The 21,038-nt window shown below is 69.1% G+C and carries 14 protein-coding genes; 7 read left to right on the forward strand and 7 right to left on the reverse strand.

The annotated features are described in order from the left end of the window. Positions 1–248: 248 nt before the first annotated feature. Together EV284_RS13810 and EV284_RS13815 are read right to left on the reverse strand one after the other, a co-directional pair. Positions 249–2,177 carry a glycogen debranching N-terminal domain-containing protein gene (locus EV284_RS13810; protein ID WP_130333759.1) on the reverse strand — a complete coding sequence of 643 codons (1,929 nt, stop codon included), beginning with the start codon at positions 2,175–2,177 and terminating at the stop codon, positions 249–251. Next, complete coding sequence (locus tag EV284_RS13815) at positions 2,174–3,577, reverse strand: trehalase family glycosidase (RefSeq protein WP_130333761.1); 1,404 nt, start codon at positions 3,575–3,577, stop codon at positions 2,174–2,176. The genes EV284_RS13810 and EV284_RS13815 overlap by 4 nt, the downstream gene beginning before the upstream one ends. Before the next feature lie 119 nt (positions 3,578–3,696). Here EV284_RS13815 and EV284_RS13820 point away from each other — a divergent pair, with 119 nt between their 5' ends. The 3 genes from EV284_RS13820 to EV284_RS13830 all read left to right on the forward strand — a co-directional run bounded on the left by EV284_RS13820 (position 3,697) and on the right by EV284_RS13830 (position 11,019). Continuing rightward, positions 3,697–4,917 carry an ROK family protein gene (locus tag EV284_RS13820; RefSeq protein ID WP_130333763.1) on the forward strand — a complete coding sequence of 407 codons (1,221 nt, stop codon included), beginning with the start codon at positions 3,697–3,699 and terminating at the stop codon, positions 4,915–4,917. Between the two features lie 406 nt (positions 4,918–5,323). Beyond that, positions 5,324–8,044, forward strand: a complete 2,721-nt coding sequence (gene ppdK, locus EV284_RS13825; protein ID WP_130333765.1) for a pyruvate, phosphate dikinase — start codon at positions 5,324–5,326, stop codon at positions 8,042–8,044. A 764-nt stretch (positions 8,045–8,808) separates the two neighbouring features. Next, positions 8,809–11,019 carry an NB-ARC domain-containing protein gene (locus EV284_RS13830; protein WP_242625669.1) on the forward strand — a complete coding sequence of 737 codons (2,211 nt, stop codon included), beginning with the start codon at positions 8,809–8,811 and terminating at the stop codon, positions 11,017–11,019. 388 nt (positions 11,020–11,407) lie between these two features. Here the strand turns inward: EV284_RS13830 and EV284_RS13835 are convergent, their stop codons facing one another. Beyond that, positions 11,408–12,319, reverse strand: a complete 912-nt coding sequence (locus EV284_RS13835; protein ID WP_130333769.1) for a hypothetical protein — start codon at positions 12,317–12,319, stop codon at positions 11,408–11,410. Between the two features lie 150 nt (positions 12,320–12,469). On the opposite strand from EV284_RS13835, the gene EV284_RS13840 reads away from it, so the two are divergent. The 3 genes from EV284_RS13840 to EV284_RS13850 are packed head-to-tail and all read left to right on the forward strand — an operon-like array spanning position 12,470 to position 15,439. Next, a complete protein-coding gene (locus tag EV284_RS13840; protein ID WP_207229023.1) occupies positions 12,470–13,714 on the forward strand; it encodes a sugar ABC transporter substrate-binding protein in 1,245 nt (414 codons plus the stop codon). Further along, complete coding sequence (locus EV284_RS13845; RefSeq protein ID WP_130333771.1) at positions 13,711–14,613, forward strand: sugar ABC transporter permease; 903 nt, start codon at positions 13,711–13,713, stop codon at positions 14,611–14,613. Before EV284_RS13840 ends, EV284_RS13845 begins: the two co-directional genes overlap by 4 nt. Then, entirely contained in the window at positions 14,606–15,439 is an 834-nt protein-coding gene (locus EV284_RS13850) for a carbohydrate ABC transporter permease (protein WP_130333773.1), read from the forward strand. The genes EV284_RS13845 and EV284_RS13850 overlap by 8 nt, the downstream gene beginning before the upstream one ends. A gap of 13 nt (positions 15,440–15,452) precedes the next feature. Here EV284_RS13850 and EV284_RS13855 read toward each other — a convergent pair whose 3' ends face one another. The 4 genes from EV284_RS13855 to EV284_RS13870 all read right to left on the reverse strand — a co-directional run bounded on the left by EV284_RS13855 (position 15,453) and on the right by EV284_RS13870 (position 19,553). Next, positions 15,453–16,073, reverse strand: coding sequence for a class F sortase (locus EV284_RS13855; RefSeq protein ID WP_130333775.1), 621 nt, complete (start codon positions 16,071–16,073; stop codon positions 15,453–15,455). Positions 16,074–16,197: 124 nt separating this feature from the next. After that, entirely contained in the window at positions 16,198–16,740 is a 543-nt protein-coding gene (locus EV284_RS13860; RefSeq protein WP_130333777.1) for a hypothetical protein, read from the reverse strand. Between the two features lie 299 nt (positions 16,741–17,039). Continuing rightward, complete coding sequence (locus EV284_RS13865) at positions 17,040–18,686, reverse strand: M4 family metallopeptidase (protein ID WP_130333779.1); 1,647 nt, start codon at positions 18,684–18,686, stop codon at positions 17,040–17,042. A gap of 189 nt (positions 18,687–18,875) precedes the next feature. Continuing rightward, positions 18,876–19,553 (reverse strand): ElyC/SanA/YdcF family protein, encoded by a 678-nt coding sequence (locus EV284_RS13870; RefSeq protein ID WP_130333781.1) that lies wholly within the window; start codon positions 19,551–19,553, stop codon positions 18,876–18,878. 141 nt (positions 19,554–19,694) lie between these two features. Between EV284_RS13870 and EV284_RS13875 the strand changes: the two genes are divergently transcribed. Next, positions 19,695–20,969: a deoxyguanosinetriphosphate triphosphohydrolase gene (locus EV284_RS13875; RefSeq protein ID WP_130333783.1), complete on the forward strand. Its 1,275-nt coding sequence runs from the start codon at positions 19,695–19,697 to the stop codon at positions 20,967–20,969. Positions 20,970–21,038: the final 69 nt, after the last annotated feature.

A 21,038-nucleotide genomic window follows, 5' to 3' on the forward strand; every position in this document is an offset into this window, starting at 1 on the left:
CTCCACCCCGCCGTCGGAACCACCCCCCGGCGCGTCGGGTGACGTATGCGTGTTCTTGTGCTGAGGCAACCCGGAGGTCCTTCCGCGCGAGGCCGGTGACGACGGAGGCGGCGGGCCACGCCGGGGAGGCTGAAGCAGGGCCGTTGGAGGCCGGTCCGCCTGGCCCGCCGTCCTTCCGTACGGTCCGCCGCGCGCCGGTGTTCACGGCTTACGGCAAATACCGGGCAAATGCCCGGTCAAGGCCGCTCTCAGGCGCCCCCGATCGCCGTGAGCAGGGCGAGTGGCGCGGCAGCCGAACGGGACTCCCGCACACACGCGTGCGGGTACGGTACCGGCTCGGGGTGGGTGTCCCGCCCGTAACCCGCCAGCACTTCGGGAAGCCGGTGTCCGGCGGAGGCCGCCGCGTCCACCAGGCCGCGGGCCACCGCGCGGGCCTCGTCGTGCAGGCCGTAGCGGGCGAGGCCGAGGGTGATCAGCGCGTTGTCGTGCGGCCAGACCGAGCCCCGGTGGTAGGAAAGCGGGTGGTAGGCGGCCTGGCCGGCGGCGAGCGTACGGACGCCCCAGCCGGAGAAGAAGTCCGGCTCCAGCAGCCGGCGCCCGACGGCCTCCCCGTACTCCTTGTCCAGCAGCCCCGACCACAGCAGGTGCCCGGCGTCCGAGGCGAGCGCGTCTATCCGGTGGCCGTCGCCGTCCAACGCCAGCGCCGGAAACTCCTGTTCGGGCAGCCAGAAGTCCCGCTGGAAGCGATCGCGCAGATCGGCCGCCGCCTGCTCCAGCAGCGCCGCGTACGTCCCGTCGTCCCACACCGTCCGCGCCAGCCACGCCGTGCGGCGCAGCGCGTCGTACGCGTACCCCTGCGCACCCGCCGCCATCACCGCGCCGCTCGGCCGGGTGCCGTCGGCGCGGCAGATCGCGCCGGGGGAGTCCTTCCAGTTCTGGTTGGCGAGGCCGCCCTCGTCGGCGCGGTAGACGAGGTAGCCGCGCGCGGTCAGCCCGCCGTGGTCCAGCATCCAGCCGACCGCCGCGCGGGCGTGCCCCTCCAGCCGCCGGGCCAGCGCGGTGTCGCCGGTGCGCTCGGTGTAGGCGCCGAGCAGGACCAGGAAGAGCGGGGTGGCGTCGACCGAGCCGTAGTAACGCCCGTACGGCACCTGCCCGAAGTGGGCCAGCTCGCCGTGCCTGACCTCGTGCACGATCTTGCCCGGCTGGGCGACCGCGGAGGCGCTGTCGGCGGTCGCCTGGGTGGCGGCCAGCGCGGGGAGCGTGGCGGCGGCCAGCCGCGGGCGGTACGGCAGGGCGAACAGCGAGGTCAGCAGGGCGTCCCGGCCGAGCAACGCGAGGAACCAGGGGGCGCCCCCGGCCGGCACCCGCAGCCCCTCCCCGTCCGGCCCGCGCGCCGGTACCTGGAGCGCGGCCAGGTCGGACAGCCCGCGCACACAGGCGGCCGCCAACTCCGGCCAGGCGGTGGGGAAGGCGACCCCCTCCATGAACTCGTCCTCCACCGAGCGCAGTTCACCGCTCACAGCGGCAGGCGAACGGGGTACGCGCACCGTGTGCCGGTCGCCGTGCGGGCGGGCCACCACCCGCAGCAGCAGTTCCGCCTCGCCGTGCGGGGCGAGTTCGAGCGTCCAGACCAGGCGCCGGGCACCGGTGCCGGTCTCCTCCACCGCCTCCGGAGCCGGGTCGGCGGTGATGGTCGTACATGACCGCCACTCACCACGCCGGTACCCGAACTCGATCCCGTCGTCCAGCACCTGGCGGCTGCGCACGGCACCCGCCTTGACGTACGTGCGGTGGTCGGAGCGCAGCTCGAACTGGTCGGTGAAGTCGGCGTCGACGGTGAGCGCGAGCCGTACCGTGGTGGCCGCCGGACGATTGCCGGTGATGCGCACCGACTCCACGAACGAGCTGTCGCTCACCGCCTGTTCACGCCAGAGCGTGTACGCGGGCGGCTCCTGCCGCCCGCCGCGCGGCACCAGTACGCAGCGTGCCGTGTCGCCCTCCCCGACCGGCTTCAGCACCTCCGGCACCGCACCGTCGACGGTGAGCTGCCAGCGGCTCAAGTGCCGGGCGTCCCGCACGAACAGCCCCTCCACCCGGCCGCCCCCGCGCACCCCGCTGATGTCGCCCCCGTCGCCCACGGCGGCGAACGTGGCCCCTCGTACCAGCAGTTGAGTCATCTCCGGTCCCCTCCCTCTTCCCCTGTCTCCATAACCCCGTCCGTGTCGTGCAGCAGGTCCAGCGTCAGCGCGGCGGTCCAGCCGAACCCTGGCGCCCCGCACGCCTCGCCGGTGCCCGGGTCGACGTACTCCGCGAACCCGGAGTCCCCGGCCGCGTGCAGGAAGGCGGTGCGCAGGTCGTCGGCCGCCCCCTTCTCGCCGTGGGCGCGCAGGCCGCGCTCCACCAGCCAGGCGGTGTTGAACCAGGCCGGGCCGCGCCAGTACCGGTTCGGCTCGAACGCCGGGCCCCGCAGGTCGTAGCTCGGCACGAGCCCGGTGCCCGAAGCGAAGTGCGGTCCGCGCAGGGTGTCCAGCAGCGCGCCGGACACGTCGCGGGGGAGACCGGGCAGCAGCAGCGGGACCAGGCCCGACACGCTCCGCTCGCGGATCATCCCGCCGCGCAGGTCCCGGCAGAGGAACATCCCGGACGCGTCGTCCCACAGCCGCTCCACCAGGGCCGCCGTGAGCCGTTCGGCGCGGGCGCGCCGGGCGCTGCCGGAGGTGCCCAGCTCGGCCGCGATGGAAGCGAGGGCGTGCTCGGAAGCGATCAGCAGGGCGTTGAAGGACGGGTCCTCCACGGTGAACTCCCCGTTGCCGTCGGCGTATTCACCGTCCCGGTAGTCGGCCGCGAGGCGCACGTACCGCCCGTAGTCCAGGTCGGTCGGCCGGTCCTCGGGGGCGCCGTGGTCGAGGTCGGCACGGCGGAAGGAACGGGCCGGGGCCGGGGCGACGCGGGCCAACGGGCCGTCCCAGCAAGGGCTGTTGTCCATCCCCTGCTCCCAGGGGTGCACCACCGACACCAGCCCGCCCCCGCCCAGGTCCCGGCGGCGCAACAGATAGCGGTGCCAGGCGGCCAGCCGGGGATACACCCGCGCCAGGAAGCCGCGCGCCCACGACAGGCCGGGGTCGGCCCGGTGCACCAGCCAGGCGGCCAGCGCGTGCACGGGTGGCTGCACGATGCCGGACGTCTGTACGGTGCGCGGGGCGCCCGCGGCCCGCCCGGCGGTGGAGGAGCGCCAGAAGTCGGGGCTCGGGAAGTAGGCGTCCAGCGGCACGGAGGGGGCGAAGACGATGTGCGGCACCCGCCCGTCCCCCCACTGCGCCGCGAGCAGCGTCTCCAGCTCCGTCTGCGCCCGCAGCGGTGACAGGTGCCGTAATCCGATGGCGATGAAGGCCGAGTCCCAGGACCACTGGTGCGGATACAGGTGCCGGGAGGGCACCGTGGAGGTACCCGTCCAGTTGGCCGCCAGCACGCGGGCGGCTCTGACGTGCAGTGATGCCGCCGAGGGCGCGATGGAGGGCGGATCGTATACGATCCCGCGCCCGGTGAGACGGGCTGTGAGCTGGGCAGTGCGATCCACTCGGGGCTCCCCGAAGACGTCCGGCCGACCTGGTTCGGTTGTGTCTATCGCAGGGTTACGTCTATTTAACACGCAAAACTCAATATGTAATGCAAACTTGAGGAACACAAGGGGGTGGCATGACCGGAAAGCCCGGCAGGACGGCCAGGGGCGGCGCTCAGACGAGCGCCGGCGACCTGCTCGACCTGGTGCGCAGCGGACGGGCCGTCACGCGCGGCGCGCTCCAGCAGATGACCGGCCTCTCCCGCGCCACGGTCGGCCAGCGCCTGGACCGGCTGTTCCGGGCGGGCTGGCTGCGCGAGGGAGCGGGCGGCCCGGTGGACTCCCCGCTCGGCGGCCGCCCCGCCATCACCCTGGAGTTCGACGGCTCGCACGCCGTGGTCCTCGCCGCCGACCTCGACACCCGGCACGCCCGCGCGGCCCTGCTCACCCTGACCGGTGACCTCCTCGCCGAACGCTCCGGCCCCCTGGTGGTCGAGGACGGCCCCGAGACGGTCCTGGACGGACTGGGCCGCTGGTTCGCCGAGCTGCTCACCGAGACCGGCCACGCCCCGGAGGCGGTCTGCGGCATCGGGCTCGGTGTACCGGGACCGGTCGACAGCGAGACCGGGCGGGTGGTCCAGCCGCCGATGATGTCCGGCTGGGACGGCTACGACATAAGGGGCCGCCTTTCCCGCGCCTTCACCGAGCACACCGGTGCCGGGGCGGTCCCGGTACTGGTGGACAACGACGCCAACCTGATGGCGTACGGGGAGCAGCGCACCGGGTACCAGGATTGCCGGGCGTTCGTACTGGTCAAGGTCTCTACCGGTATCGGCGCCGGGGTCGTGGTGGACGGTGCGCTGTACCGGGGTGTGGACGGCGGCGCGGGCGACCTGGGGCACATCCGGGTCGGCACCGAGGCACTGTGCCGCTGCGGCTCGTACGGCTGTCTCGCGGCCGTCGCCAGCGGTGGCGCGGTGGCCCGCCGGCTGACGGACGCGGGCGTGCCGGCCGCCTCCGGCTCGGACGTGAGGGACCTGCTGGCCGCCGGGCATCCGGAGGCGGCGGCCCTGGCACGGGAGGCCGGGCGCCGGGTCGGGGACGTGCTGGCGACCGTCGTCACGCTGCTCAACCCCGGTGTGCTGATGATCGCGGGCGACCTCGCCGGGACGCCCTTCCTGACCGGAGTGCGCGAACTGCTCTACCAGCGGGCGCTGCCCCGCTCCACCGCCCACCTCGACGTCCTCACCGCGAAACTGGGGGAGCGGGCGGGGCTGATCGGTGCGGGCGCGCTGGTCGTGGAGCACCTGTACGCCCCGGAGCGGGTGGAGGAACGGCTCACCGCGCTCGGTGTGTGACGCCCCGGTTTCCGGCCCGGAACGGGGTCCGCATGGTGAAATCCGACGCCGTGTGGCAGCGTGATTCTCGCCACCCTTGATAAGGGTCGCGCTCAGATGAGCGGATCTTGAGCGGCTGCACTTCTCCAAAGGGTGGCACTCGGTGCCACTGTGTCTGCGTTCAATGATCGAAATCAATCGTGTCGATCATCGCTCATATGAGCATGATGTGGCGTCACCGTGCGCCCCTCCGTTCAAGAAGTGAACACTCGGGTGGCCCTGGCCTTGCCATGCCTTTGCTTTAGATCCTGTGGCAGACGGCTGGTTACAGGCTTATGACGCACGACTGGACGTACCAAGGCGCCTTCGATCTGGGTATGTTCCTCGCCGTCAGGGCAGCCACCGTGGCCTCAAGGAGTCGAGACCCGTGTCGGAAAACAAAGAGCCTCACGTAGCGAAGTTCGTCTACGACTTCACCGAGGGCAACAAGGACCTCAAGGACCTGCTCGGTGGCAAGGGCGCCAACCTCGCCGAGATGACCAACCTCGGGTTGCCGGTTCCTCCCGGCTTCACCATCACCACCGAGGCGTGCAAGGTCTACCTCGACAGCGGCGAGGCGCCCCCGGCACTGCGTGACGAGGTGAGTGCGCACCTCGACGCGCTGGAGCAGCGGATGGGCAAGAAGCTCGGCCAGGCCGACGACCCGCTGCTGGTCTCCGTCCGTTCGGGCGCCAAGTTCTCCATGCCCGGCATGATGGACACCGTCCTGAACATCGGCCTCTCCGACAAGTCGGTGAAGGGCCTGGCCAAGCAGGCCGGCGACGAGCGCTTCGCGTGGGACTCCTACCGGCGCCTGATCCAGATGTTCGGCAAGACCGTCCTCGGCGTCGACGGCGAGCTCTTCGAGGACGCGCTGGAGAAGGCCAAGGAGACCAAGGGCGTCCAGGTCGACACCGAGCTGGACGCGGCCGACCTGAAGAAGCTGGTCACCGCCTTCAAGAAGACGGTGAAGACCGAGGCCGGCCGGGACTTCCCGCAGGACCCGCGCGAGCAGATGGACCTCGCGATCAAGGCCGTCTTCGAGTCCTGGAACGGCGACCGCGCCAAGCTCTACCGCCGCCAGGAGCGCATCCCCGGCGACCTGGGCACCGCGGTCAACGTCTGCTCCATGGTCTTCGGCAACCTCGGCCCCGACTCCGGCACCGGCGTCGCCTTCACCCGCGACCCCGCCTCCGGACACCAGGGCGTCTACGGTGACTACCTCCAGAACGCCCAGGGCGAGGACGTGGTCGCGGGCATCCGCAACACCGTGCCGCTCGCGGAGCTGGAGAACATCGACAAGGCGTCGTACGACCAGCTCATGCAGATCATGGAGACGCTGGAGAACCACTACAAGGATCTCTGCGACATCGAGTTCACCATCGAGCGCGGCAAGCTGTGGATGCTCCAGACCCGCGTCGGCAAGCGCACCGCGGGCGCGGCGTTCCGCATCGCCACCCAGCTCGTCGACCAGGGCCTGATCGACGAGACCGAGGCGCTCCAGCGGGTCAACGGCGCTCAGCTGGCGCAGCTGATGTTCCCCCGCTTCGACGAGGACGCGCGGGCCGAGCAGGTCGGGCGGGGCATCGCCGCCTCGCCGGGCGCGGCCGTCGGCAAGGCGGTCTTCGACTCGTACACCGCCGTCAAGTGGTCCCGTTCGGGCGAGAAGGTCATCCTGGTGCGCCGGGAGACCAACCCCGACGACCTGGACGGCATGATCGCCGCCGAGGGCATCCTCACCTCGCGCGGCGGCAAGACCTCCCACGCGGCCGTGGTCGCGCGCGGCATGGGCAAGACCTGTGTCTGCGGCGCGGAGGAGCTGGAGGTCGACACCAAGCGGCGCCGGATGGTCGTGCCGGGCGGGCATGTGGTGGAGGAGGGCGACGTCATCTCCATCGACGGCTCCTCCGGCAAGGTGTACCTCGGCGAGGTGCCGGTGGTCCCCTCGCCCGTGGTGGAGTACTTCGAGGGCCGGATGCACCCGGGCGCGGACGACGCCGACGAGCTGGTCGAGGCCGTGCACCGGATGATGGCCTTCGCCGACCGCAAGCGCCGGCTGCGGGTACGGGCCAACGCGGACAACGCCGAGGACGCGCTGCGGGCGCGGCGGTTCGGGGCGCAGGGCATCGGGCTGTGCCGTACCGAGCACATGTTCCTCGGGGACCGGCGTGAGCTGGTCGAGCGGCTGATCCTGGCCGACACGGAGACGGAGCGCGAGGAGTCGCTGAAGCAGCTCCTCCCGCTGCAGAAGCAGGACTTCGTGGAGCTGTTCGAGGCGATGGACGGGCTGCCGGTGACGGTACGTCTGCTCGACCCGCCGCTGCACGAGTTCCTCCCCGACATCACCGAGCTGTCGGTCCGCGTGGCCCTCGCCGAGTCCCGGCAGGAGCCGCACGAGAACGAACTCCGCCTTCTTCAGGCGGTGCACCGCCTCCACGAGCAGAACCCGATGCTCGGCCTGCGCGGCGTACGCCTCGGCCTCGTGATCCCGGGCCTGTTCACCATGCAGGTCCGCGCCATCGCGGAGGCGGCGGCCGAGCGCAAGACCGCCAAGGGTGACCCGCGCGCCGAGATCATGATCCCGCTGGTCGGTACGGTCCAGGAGCTGGAGATCGTCCGCGACGAGGCCGACCAGGTCATCGCGGAGGTCGAGGCGGCCACCGGTACCCGGCTGAAGCTGGCCATCGGCACCATGATCGAGCTGCCGCGCGCCGCGCTGACCGCCGGTCAGATCGCCGAGGCCGCCGAGTTCTTCTCCTTCGGCACGAACGACCTCACCCAGACGGTGTGGGGCTTCAGCCGGGACGACGTCGAGGCGTCCTTCTTCACGGCGTACCTGGAAAAGGGCATCTTCGGCGTCAGCCCGTTCGAGACGATCGACAAGGACGGGGTGGGCTCGCTGGTCAAGTCGGCCGCCACGGCAGGCCGTGCGACCCGTCCCGACCTCAAGCTCGGCGTCTGCGGCGAGCACGGCGGCGACCCGGAGTCCGTCCACTTCTTCCACGAGGTCGGCCTGGACTACGTCTCCTGCTCCCCCTTCCGCATCCCGGTGGCCCGCCTGGAGGCCGGCCGCGCGGCCACCCAGTCGGAGGGCAGCGACCACCGCTGATCCCCGGAGCCCGCCGTCGGTCCCCGACCCTCACCACCGATCGCCGACGGGCTCCGGCACCAAAAGAGAGGCGGCACCCTGTGCGGGGGTGCCGCCTCTTTGGGCATGGGGCTGTGAGGCTCCGGCGCTGACCAGGCATGCCATGTCCGGTGGCGACGGCCGGGGGATGGAGTACTGCAGCCGCCTAATCGATCAACGCTCTGACCTGCCGCTGAGTGGTTAGCGGTGGTCGACGCTGGTCAGGATCGAGCGCCCTTCCACGGTCCCAGGACGGTTCGGGAGGCGTTCGTGCTTTAAGGGCGTCATCGCGGACGTCGGCAAGCGGCCTCCTCGGCCGGGGCCTGGACATGGGGAGATTGCGTACACCATGCTTATGCATCTGTGCGTCATCAACGCTACATGTCCGGGGGGACTTGGTGAGCTCAACTGCTACGCGTCTGACTTGTTTTGCCATTCTTTCTGCGGTTGAAGAGGACTTGCGGAACGCGATTCTAAGGTCTTCATCAGACGCAGACGATGCTAGGTCAATCCTCAATGAAGAGCGGTACGAAAAGGCTCTTTCTCGCCGTAATCGCGACGTAGGGGAAAAGGCGAGGGAGACTCTCGAATCGCTCGTTCCATACTTGGACTTTTCTGACGCCTATGAGGTATTGTCCACTCTTAAGCACAGACTCCCAGAGGATTCGCAGGGTGCACTCTCAACGTTTGCTCCGCACGTTGCAAAAATCACCCAGGTTCGCAATAGGGTGGCGCATACTCGCCCGATGGAAGTGGACGACCTAGCCGCTCTTTATGACGCGGTAGAGGAAGCGCTTAATGTACCATCGGAGCTTTGGCAAAATGTTAGCGCCGAGCTGCGGAGAATTGAAGTTGATCCGGCGTACGTTCTAGGGCTCACTATCAGCCTGGTGGCTGACCCAGATAATGCCCCGCAACACAACTTGCCCGCGCCTGAGTTCGACGAGACCGGATTCTTCGGGCGGCGAAAAGAAGTCGACCGTATCAAGAAGGCAATTAGGGGCGCATACCCCGTCGTGTCCATCCTCGGCGACGGAGGAATCGGTAAGACGTCGATCGCGCTGAAGGCTGCATATGAGCTTCTCGACGACCCGAAAAACACATTCGATGCGTTTGTCTGGGTTTCAGCCAAGGCTACGATCTTGACGGTCAATGAGATCCAACGCATCAATGATGCCATTGAAAGCTCGCTAGGTCTTTTCGCCTCTGCGGCCGAGCAGCTTGGAGGGAAGAAGGCGGCAGCTGCCGGCGACCCGATGGCAGAGGTACTCGAATATCTTGAGCATTTTCGAGTCCTGTTGATCCTAGATAACCTGGAAACAGTCCTAGATCAGAGGCTGCGCGACTTCTTGCTTGACCTGCCAACAGGAAGCAAGGTGATGATCACTAGTCGAATCGGGCTGGGCATCGAAAACCCTGTTTCACTCTCGCCTTTGTCCGATCACGATGCCACGCGTCTTATGTATGCGCTGGCGAGAATTCGAGACGTGAAAGCGCTCCAGGGGCTACCAGCACCAGCCGTCACTAAGATGGTTCAGGCGATGAAGGGGCATCCGGCCTACATCAGATGGTTTGTCGCAGGAGTTCAAGCAGGTAAGCGGCCGGAAGAGCTGCTTCGAGGAAATGACCTACTCCTCGATTTCTGCATGTCGAACGTGTATGGATACCTCTCCGAAGCGGCGCAGTCAGTACTACGCTCTATGCAGGTGCTCCCGGGGCGGAGAAGCCAGGCGGAACTAGCATTCATTAACGACTACTCCGCGAGTAAAATACAGTCGAGTCTCTTGGAGTTGATGAAGACTAACTTCGTCCAAATGCAGGGTGCGTCAATGGGTGATACCTCTGAGACTACATATCATCTGTCAGATTTTGGAAAGCAGTACCTCGACACTCGACATGCGGTTGCAAGCGATCAGCGTTTGTGGTTTGAAGCTAGAAGTAAGGAATTGACAGAACTCGGTGTCGCGCTACAGGCTGAAAGCACGGCTTCCCCTTACGACCCGCGGACCATCGACGTCAAGGGGCCCGGAGACTTTAGCGTCGCCCGCATTTTGCGTGAATCTTTTCGAGAGTACGACCGGGGAGAATATGATGCTGCGCTCGTAACCTGTCGTGAGGCGCAAACATTGGCTCCGACCTATCACGAGTCATGGCGCGTGGAAGCTTTCGTGCACACCGAAACGCGTGATAGTGGAGCAGCTCGTGCGGCTTACGAGCGCGCCAGCGAGCTAGCTCCCGACTCGCCGACTTTGAACTACTTTTATGGAACATTCCTTGTGACTGACGGAAGCGATCCGCAGCTTGGTCTAGGACTACTACAGAAGGCGGCGGCGCTGGCAGATGTACCACCATCGGTGATTCTGGAGATCACCTGGGCGCATATTCAGCTCAACGACTTCGAGTCAGCTGTTACTAGCGCTGCTCACGCCATTTCGCTTCGACCGTCCCGGGAGGATGCAAAGGCAGCATTGACCATGGGAGCGCGAGCCGCTGTTTACGGCGCGCTTAGGCAGAGAAGTGAGCTTGCCTTCGATAAAGTTGCGGAGCTCGTCGAAGCATTTGTAGAGCTTGCGGAGGGTGTTCGTATAGAGACACTGCACGGAGAAGGTGCTGATCGCCTCCTTCAGCTATCTGTACTCTGCGATGAACTCCGCGAGCAGGTCGATGACAATTTCCTGGCCGGAAGCTTCGATAATTTCTCCGCTCGGCTAAGGGATAGGATTCGAGCGCTCGACTCAAATCTGTTGAACCGGCGTATCGGATCGATCAAAAATAAGAATCCTGAACGAATGTTTGGATTCATTCGCTCGTGGAGATCCGACTACTTCTTCCATCTCAGTAACTTGTGCTCGCAAGAAGAGTGGGGATACCTGGTTGAAGGAGTCGGCGTGGCTTTCGATCCAGCTGATGACGGACCGCGTGGTGAACGGGCTATTCGCGTCCGCTGGCTGGGGTGACGTTTTCGCCCAGTAGCGCGTTGGTGGTGTGTGGTCGGGGGCGCGGCTTTGGGTTGAGACTGCTGCGAAGCGAGTGACCTTGGCCCTCTTAGGCTGATGGCAAATCGGGCAATTTATGGGCCTGCCCGAAGCGCGATGTTGGTGCCAAGATCTTAGAGGCTCACGCCCAAAGTGGCTGACTCACGTGGCCCGGCTCCGGGGGGGGGCATCAAGGTCATGGCGTCGCCCAAAGTGTGGCCGGCCACCAGGTGCCAGATCGCGCCGGCCAGTGCCCACCACAGCACCGTGGCGGCCAGTATCAACGACACCTGTAGTCAGCGTGGACGCTCCCGCAGCCAGCGTCCTAAGCCCCGTTGCTCTGTCATGACTGAGCAACTACTCCGTCAGCTCATGGCCCTTCCGTGAAGAGGTCCTCGGCGTAGGTCGCGCGTACGGCCCGCTGCGCCCAGAGTTCGAGTTGGTCCGGGTCGTCGCAGGTGGTCACGCGCTCGATGACGTGCTCGGGGACAGGGATCCCGCGCCATTCCAGGACCCGTAGCACCATCTCCGCCTTGGCCTGGGCCCGGCCCTGCTCGCGGCCCTCCTCCAACCCCTGCTCGCGCCCCTCCTCCCGCACCTGTTCCGCCAGCGGGTGGCGCCAGAAGTACTGGATCGCGGTCATCAGGTCCCTCCACATCTGCTTCGCCTGGGGATCGGCCAGGCACGAGTCGACGAACTGCACGAAGACCGCGGCGCTGTCCGGGTCGATGGTCTTCAGGGCGGTGGCGAGTGATTCCAGTATGGGCGCGGCCCGCGGTCCGCGTCCGTGTGTCATGGCGGAAAGCACCGCGAGGGGTACGTCCTGCTCCGCCTGCCGCTCGTCCGTGATCACCGGGACGTTGTCGGGGCCCAGCACCAGAGGCCGGACGGTCAGCGAGTGCCAGCCGGGGAAGCCGAGGCGGATGGGCTGGGCGGCCCAGCGGGCGGTCGCGCTGTTCTGGGTGATGACGATGAGGACGGGTTCGCAGCGGTACTTCTCGTACAGGTACGACAGGTAGTACGGCCAACTGCCCCGCTTGCGGTCGTCCACCTTGCCCTGGGACTCGACCACGAGGAGATATGTGCCCTCGTCCGTCTCCGCGCGCAGCAGCGTGTCCACACGGCGCTCGACCGGCTCGATCTCGGTGAGATCGACGTTCATCGCGGCGATCTCGTGCGGTTCGGGGAACGGCACGTGCAGTACCCGCTGCAGCGCCCGCGTCAGCAGGGCCGGGTCCTTCTGGAAGATGCGGTGCAGCGCCTCGTGCGACGAGCCGACCATCAGCTCTCCTTTCGTACGAAAGGCACAACGACCATCCTCACAAAAGGTCGCCCCCAGGCGTGACACACCGTCGCAACACCCTCTTCGTACTCGTCCCGCATCGTTGATCGCCGGGCCGGGCATCGATGACGGAAGCGAGGAGGTGCTCAGATGGCGGTCAGTCGCAGGGGACTGTTGGGTGCGGGGGCGAGCGTCGGGTTGCTGGCTGCCTGCGGGGGCAACACCGGGCGTGGGAGCGGCAAGGGTGGTACCAGGCTGACGCAGTGGTACCACCAGTACGGGGAGGCCGGGACCGAGCAGGCCGTCAAGCGGTATGCCGCCGGGTACGACAAGGCCGACGTCGACGTGCAGTGGCGCCCCGGGGACTACGACCGGCAGACCGCCGCCGCGCTGCTCACCGACTCCGGGCCGGACGTGTTCGAGGGGAGCCCGACGCTCGACCAGATCCAGGGCGGCCAAGTCGTCGATCTGACCGACCTGCTGGACGGAGTGAAGGACGACTTCAACCCGGCCGTGCTGACGCCCAAGACGTACGACGGCAGGATCTGGGGCATCCCGCAGGTCATCGACATGCAGCTGCTCTACTACCGCAAGAGCCTGCTGAAGGCCGCTGGTGTCGAGCCGCCCACCACCCTGGACGCCCTCATCGACGCCGCCAAGCGCCTCACCACCGCCAAGGTCAAAGGGCTCTTCCTCGGCAACGACGGCGGCGCGGGCGTACTCTCCGGAACCCCCCTCGACGCGGCCGGCCTCCAGCTCGTCACCGACGACGGCAAGGTCGGCTTCGACGACCCCGCCGCCGCCCGCACCCTCGGCAAACTCCACCACCTGTACGCCGACAAGTCCCTCCTCCTCGGCGCTCCCACCGACTGGTCGGACCCGGCCGCCTTTCTCCAGGGGCTCACCGCCATGCAGTGGTCGGGCCTCTGGGCGCTTCCCCAGATCAGCAAGGAACTCGGCGACGACTTCGGGGTGCTGCCCTTCCCGAAGGACGGCCCGCACGGCGCCCCCGCGGTGCCCGTCGGCGCGTACGGCTCGGCGGTCAGCGCGCGCAGCCGGCACCGGGCGGCCGCCAAGGAGTACGTGAAGTGGCTGTGGGTCGAACGCACCGACTACCAGGAGGACTTCTCCCTCTCCTACGGCTTCCACATACCGGCTCGTATCTCCCTCGCCCGCAAGGCGGCCAGGCTGAGGTCCGGCCCCGCCGCCGACGCCGTCCGCTTCACCACCGAACACGGCCACGCACAGCCCCTGTTGTGGACCCCCGCGAACCAGACGGCCTACCAGGACGCCCTGGTCCGGATCATCAAGGGCGGCGCCGACCCGGAGAGCGAAGTGCGGGCCGTCGTACGGAAGGTGAGTGCCGAACTCGACCGGGTGAAGAAGAAGCGGTGAAGCACCGCTCAGCGCTGTGGTTCTGGGTCTTCGTCGGCCCCTTCGCCGCCGGACTCGCCCTGTTCACGTACGTCCCGCTGCTGTGGAGCGTCGGCCTCAGCTTCTTCGACGCGCACAACACCGTCACGCCCACGCACTTCGTCGGCCTGGACAACTACAGCGCGATGCTGCGGGACGACGCCTTCCGGGACAGCCTGAAGACCTTCCTCCTCTTCACCGCGTTCATCGTGCCCACCACCTACGTGGTCTCCCTGACCCTCGCCCTGATGGTCAACCGGGTCCGCCGGGCGCGGGCCTTCTTCCGGTCGGTGTTCTTCCTGCCGGCCGCGTGCAGTTACGTCGTCGCGGCCCTGGTCTGGAAGATGTCGATCTTCAGCGGGGTACGGTTCGGGCTCGCCAACACCGTCCTCGGCTGGTTCGGCGCCGACTCCGTGGCCTGGCTCGCCACCCCCGACCCACCCTGGTACTGGCTGGTCATCATCACGGTACGGCTCTGGCTCCAGGCCGGCTTCTACATGATCCTCTTCCTCGCCGGGCTCCAGCGCATCGACCCGGCGCTGTACGAGGCCGCCGCCGTCGACGGAGCCCGGCCGGGCTGGACCGTACTGCGTCACATCACACTGCCCCAACTGCGCGCCACCTCCGTCGCGGTGGTGCTGCTGCTCGTCGTCAACGCCTTCCAGGCGTTCGACGAGTTCTACAACCTGCTCTCCGACGCCCGCGGCTACCCGCCCTACGCCCGGCCCCCGCTCGTCTACCTCTACTACACCGCCCTGGGCCAGGGGCAGAACCTGGGACTGGGCAGCGCCGGTGCCGTGATCCTCGCGCTGGTCATCGCCGTGGTGACCGTCGCCCAGGCGCGCTGGCTGAAGCTCGGGAGGACCGACGCCGATGGATGACGCCCTCGCACGGGCCGGACGCGCCCTGCGCCTCGCGGTGCTGATCGCGCTCGCGCTGCTCTTCCTGATCCCGTTCTACCTGCTGCTCCGCAACGGCCTCTCCACCGAGCGGGACATCACCTCGCCCGGGTGGACCTTCTTCCCGCACGAGCTGCGCTGGGACAACGTCCACGAGTTGTTCGCGGACACCTCCGTCCCCTTCGCCCGCTCCCTGCTCAACTCCGCCCTGATCGCCGTCGCCACCACCCTCGGCACCCTCCTGCTCGCCTCCCTCGCGGGCTACGGGCTGGCCCGCATCCCCTACCGGCACGCGGACAAGGTCTTCTACGGCGTCCTCGGCACCCTGCTGATCCCGGCCGCCGTCACCTTCGTGCCCAGCTTCGTGCTGGTGTCCTCGCTCGGCTGGATCTCCACGCTGCGCGGACTGATCGTGCCGACCCTGTTCTCGGCGTTCGCCTGCTTCGTCTTCCGCCAGTACTTCCTCGGGTTCCCCACGGAGCTGGAGGACGCGGCCCAGGTCGACGGGCTCGGATACTGGCGTACGTACTGGCTGATCGTGGTACCGAACGCCCGGCCGGTGTTCGCCGCCGTCGGCACGATCGTGTTCCTCGGCGCCTGGAACTCGTTCCTGTGGCCCCTGGTCATCGGCCAGGACCAGAGTGCCTGGACGGTTCAGGTGGCGCTGTCGTCCTTCACCACCGCGCAGGTGATCCGGCTGCACGAACTGTTCGTCGCGGCCGCCGTGTCGATCCTGCCGCTGCTCGTGGTCTTCCTGGTCTTCCAGCGGTGGATCGTGACAGGCGTGGAGCGTTCCGGCATCGACTGACCGGGGCGGGCCGTCAGGCGCCGTGCGCTCCCGTCAGGTGGGCGAACACCACCACGTTCCCCTGATACCCCGTCGACCTGGAGTACCCGCCCCCGCAGGTGATCACCCGGAGTTCCGGGCGGGACGAGGCGCCGTAGACCCTGGAGTCGGGGAAGTTCTTCGCGGAGTACACCTCCACCGAGTCCACCGTGAAGACCGCCGTCACGGCGTCCTCGCGGTCGACCTCGATCGTGGCGCCGCGCCTGAGGGCGCCGAGGTCGTAGAAGACGGCGGGGCCCTCGGTGTTGTCGACGTGGCCGGCGACGACGGCGGTGCCGGTGTCGCCGGGGGTGGTGCCGGCCTCGTACCAGCCGGCGAGGTTCTTCTCGGCGGGGGGTGGCACGTCCAGGCTGCCCGAGGAGGTCAGGGAGAGGCCCGTCAGGGGAGCGTTCACCCTGATCGAGGGGATGCGGATACGGGTGGGCGGGGACGCCATCAGGGGTGTGGCCCCACCGCGTTCACCGCCCGGGTCGGGGCGGCCCTCGGCGGCGGACGGCTGCGGGGGAGTACCGGTACCGGTACCGAGCAGCCAGACACCGGTACCGAGCGCGAACGCCGTGACGGCGGCTATGGCGGTGTCGCCGATCCTGCGCATGGGAACCCCTTCCCGGAGACGACGCTCCCCTGAGGGAGGCCCGCCCCCTAGGGGTCACGAGGGGCATCGGACCCTTAGGGGGCGGGACTTCGCGGTACCGGCGACGGACAGCGGAGGGTGTCCGTCAGATCCCGTCGCCTCTCGCCCGGCGATGCAGGAGCCAGGTACCGCCCGCGGCGGCGACGGCCAGAGCCGCCACACCCGCCGTGGTCTGCATGGGGCCGGGGCCCAAGGCGCCGCCGACTCCCGTCTTCACACTGCCGTGCGGCTGCACCTGTCCGTGCGCCCCGGCCATGGTCACCTTCAGGTCCCCCGTGACCCGCTGCTCGCCCTCCGCGCAGCGCGCGACGATCTCGTACGTGCCCGGCTGCGCCCCCGCCGGCACCTGGAACTGCCCGATCGCCTCGCCCTCGTGCGTGGTCGGCGCCAGCGCGAACGTCCCCGCGCCCACCGCCTGCGCGTCACCCACCGCCGCGCCCTTCTCCCCGCAGGCCGCCGTGTTCACCGTGACCTGGCTGCCGGGCAGCGCGGTGGACGGGTACACCTGGAGGCTGCCGGCCCGCGCGGGCGTCGAAAGGGCCGCGTCCGCGTGGGCCGCGACGGTGCCGAGCCCGGCCGCGGCTACGGCCAGCGCGGTACCGGTCAGCAGACGGGCGGTGCGTCGCATGGTGCTCCCCAGAGCTTGTCCGACTCGTGTCCTCGACTCATGTGGCGGGGGACGTGCCCCTGCCCTTCCGAGATAAAGGCCACCGCGCCCGGCGCGCCTCCCGAGCCGCCGCCCCCGCTGCGGTGAACGGGTGGCGCCCGCCGCCCCCGCACGGGTGAGGCGGTACGACGTCACAGCAGGTCAGGGGCGGGACAGGGGCAGGGAGTCAAGTGCACACGAATGGCGTGCGGCCGGGGGGAACGCGAGGACGGTGCGCCGGAAGCCCGACGCACCGTCCGTCACCGCTCGCTGGAGCGGGCTCAGCTCACGTTCACCGCGCTCCACGCCGCCGCGACCGCGTTGTACTCCGCGCTCCCGGCCCCGTACAGGTCCTTCGCCGCGTTCAGGGTCGCCGTGCGGGCGCCCGCGTACTTGGTGGAGGAGGTCATGTACACCGTCAGCGCGCGGTACCAGATCTTGCCGACCTTGTCGCGGCCGATGCCGGTGACCGACTGGCCGCCCACGGTCGGGGAGTCGTAGGAGACGCCGTTGATGCTCTTCGCGCCGCTGCCCTCGGCGAGCAGGTACGCGAAGTGGTTGGCGACGCCGGAGGAGTAGTGCACGTCCAGGTTGCCGAGTGAACTGGACCAGTAGTCGGCCGAGTTGCCGTCCTTGGAGGGCTTGTCCATGAAGCGCAGCGCGGCCTTGCCGAAGCCGGGCTTCACGATGCGCTCACCGATGAGGTAGTCGCCCTTGTCGGTGCCGTTGTCCGCGTGCCACTCGACCATCGTGCCGAGGATGTCCGAGGTCGCCTCGTTCAGGCCGCCGGACTCGCCCGAGTACGTCAGCGCGGCCGTCTTGGACGTGACGCCGTGCGTCATCTCGTGCCCGGCCACGTCCAGCGCGACCAGCGGGCCGAAGGTGGTGCCGTCACCGTCGCCGTAGGTCATGCAGAAGCAACTGTCGTCCCAGAAGGCGTTGTTGTAGTTGCTGCCGTAGTGGACGCGGTTGTACGAGCCCTTGCCGTCGCCCGCGATGCCGTTCCGGCCGTGGACGTCCTTGTAGTAGTCCCAGGTCTCGTCGGTCCCGTACTGGGCGTCGACGGCCGCCGAGGCGCGGTCAGTGGTGGCTCCGGTGCCCCAGTGGTTGTCGGCGTCGGTGAACACCGTGGAGGGGGCGCGGCTCAGGCAGATCCCGAGGATGCACAGGTCGGTCTTGTTGGCCGCGTCACCGGTGTACGTGTTGCCGCGCGTCGCGTCCTTGAGCTGGTACGCCGAGCCCGACTGGGTCGTCTCCAGCGCAACCGTGCCGCTGTACAGCGACTGGCCGTCGCCCGCCGCCGTCTCGATGCTGTCCCAGGCGTCGATCCGGGCGCCGGTGCGGGCGTCGGTCAGCACGGTACGGCCCACCGGGTTGCCCAGGGTGTCCAGGCCGACCGCGGTGGTCCGCCAGGCCAGTCTCGGCTTGCCGTGCAGGGCGTCGACGATCAGCTCCGGCTTGGCCTTCGCCCGCGTCACCTTCCGGGGGCCGGCGGAACGGAGCGCGTCCACCGCGATCCCGGCCGCCTTCGCGCCGGTCAGCTTCGGTGTGACGGTGGGCAGTTCGAGCGCGGAGCGGGTGGCGCGGTCGGCGCCGAGGTACCCGCCGCCGGAGTTCAGATGCACCACGAAGTCCCCGCCGAGCACGGGAAGTCGGTGGTAGGTGCGGTCGTAACGGACGTGCCGCGTACCGTCCTTGTCGACGATCACGTCCCGGACGCTGGTGCCCTGGTCGGAGGTGAGGCCGAGGCTCGCGGCATGCGAGACGAGAAGGGAGGCCGCGTCCGCGAGGGTGGTCGCCCGCTTCGGCGCGGTGTCGGCCTGGGCGGCGGGGGAGAGGGCGGTGACCAGCAACGTCGCCGCGGCGGCGGCGGCAGTGGCGGTGGCGATGCGACGGGACCCGCGGACGTGCTGCCGTATCCGGCTCATCGGTCTCCTTGGGTGAGGCGCCTGCGAGGCGTGGGGGTGGCGCTGATGTCCTAGAGATTTAAGAGGGCATGACATGTCATGTCCATAGCGCCGTCGGGGGGCCTGATGGCGTTCTCGTGGAGATCCCCTACGGGGCGTGACGGCGCGTGGAGATCCCCTGGGGGAGACACCCCTCAGGGGACCCGCGATCTAGGGCGCGCTCGCCAACGCCCGCTGAATGCCCCGCTCCCGTGGTCCCAGGAACTCCGGGGACGGGTGGAAGGCCGCGTCCAGGGCCGCCTTGCCGGCCGCGAAGACCTCCCGCGTGCCGCCGTAGTACCAGGTGGCGTCGTGTCTGTCCTCCACGCCGAGGCCGTACGACGAGACGCCCGCCGCCTCGCAGAGGGCGACCGCGCGGCGGATGTGGAAGGTCTGGCTGATCAGGATGGCTTGGCGGACGCCGAAGACGCGGCGGGCGCGGACGCAGGAGTCCCAGGTGTCGAAGCCCGCGTAGTCGCTGACGATCCGTTCGGCGGGGACGCCGTGGCGGCTGAGGTAGGCGCGCATGGCGCTCGGCTCGTCGTAGTCCTCACGGCTGTTGTCGCCCGTCACCAGGACCGCCTTGACGCGGCCGGCGCGGTACAGGCGGGCCGCCGCGTCAAGGCGGTGGGCCAGGTACGGGGACGGTCCCCCGTTCCACAGGCCCGCGCCGAAGACGACCGCGACCTCGGTGCGCGGCACGTCCGCCGCCGTGCGCAGCCGGTCCGCCGTGGAGACGTACAGCCACGCCGACGGCAGCAGGGCGAGCACGCACCCCGCGACTACGGTCCGCACCAGCCGTCGGCGCCCCCGCACCGTGCGCGGCAGCCTCGGTCGGCCGATCTTCATACCGTCCCCCGTCCCGCCCCCGTGTCCCATCCCGTGCCGGAGGACGTGAATCGCGGCCCCGCGGTTCACCCGCCCCCGCAGAACGCCACAATTCCGTCACCCCTGCCGCGCGATGTCCGTACCGGCGCTTACTGTCGAGGCATGGAAGGCACCGCACACCCCTCGGCCTACGACCCCACCTCCGTCGAACGCTGGGCACCCGAACCCGACAAACGCCCCGGCCGCACCGCCTTCCAGCGCGACCGCGCCCGCATCCTGCACTCCGCCGCGCTGCGCCGTCTCGCGGGCAAGACCCAGGTCGTCACGCCCGGCACCCGCACCCCGGCATGGGACGCCACCCCCCGTACCCGCCTCACCCACTCCCTGGAGTGCGCCCAGGTCGGCCGCGAGCTGGGCGCGGCCCTCGGCTGCGACCCCGACCTCGTGGAAGCCGCCTGCCTCGCACACGATCTCGGCCATCCCCCCTTCGGCCACAACGGTGAACAGGCGCTGAACGAGTTCGCGGACGACATCGGCGGTTTCGAGGGCAACGCCCAGTCCCTCAGGCTCCTCACCCGCATCGAGCCCAAGCGCTTCACCCCCGAGGGCTCCGTGGGCCTCAACCTCACCCGCGCCACCCTGGACGCCGCGACCAAGTACCCCTGGCCGCGCGGCGCCCACCCCACCGACCCGGCGTCCCCGAAGTTCGGCGTCTACGACGACGACCGCCCCGTCTTCGACTGGGTCCGCAAGGAGGCCCCCGGCACCCGCACCTGCTTCGAGGCGCAGGTCATGGACTGGTCGGACGACGTGGCGTACTCGGTGCACGACGTCGAGGACGGCCTGCACGCCGGCCATGTCGACCCCGACTGCCTCCACGCCGCCCCCGAGCGGGAGGCGGTCTTCGAGGTCGCCATCGGCCGCTACGTCCCGGCCGGCACGGACCCCGCCGAACTCGCCGAGGCCCTCGACCGGCTCCAGGACCAGGAATGGTGGCCGCACGGCTACGACGGCACCGCGGTCGCCCAGTCCCGGCTCAAGGACGCCACCAGCCAGCTCATCGGCCGCTTCTGCCTCGCCGCCGAGGCCGCCACCCGCGCCGCCTACGGCACCGGCCGCCTCACCAGGTACGGCGCCGAACTCGTCGTACCCCGCGAGGCGCGGATGGAGTGCGCGGTACTCAAGGCGGTCGCGGACCGGTACGTGATGCAGCGGGCCGAGCAGGAGCTGCTCCGCGCCGATCAGCGCATCGTCGTGGCCGAGCTGGCCGAGGCGCTCACCCGGCGCGCCCCGGAGGGGCTGGAACCGCAGTTCAGGGCGCTGTTCGACGAGGCGGAGAGCGACCACGCGCGCAAGCGCGTGATCGTCGACCAGATCGCCTCGCTGACCGACGCGTCCGCCCGCACGCTGCACGCCCGGCTCACCGGGCATATCTAGCGGGTAAATGACAGGGGGTGGCCCGTTTCCGGCCATCCCCTCTTCCCGCACCACGCCGCGTGCGGGACG

The sequence above is a fragment of the Streptomyces sp. BK022 genome, from assembly GCF_004217355.1.
In the GTDB taxonomy this organism is placed as follows: domain Bacteria; phylum Actinomycetota; class Actinomycetes; order Streptomycetales; family Streptomycetaceae; genus Streptomyces; species Streptomyces griseoluteus.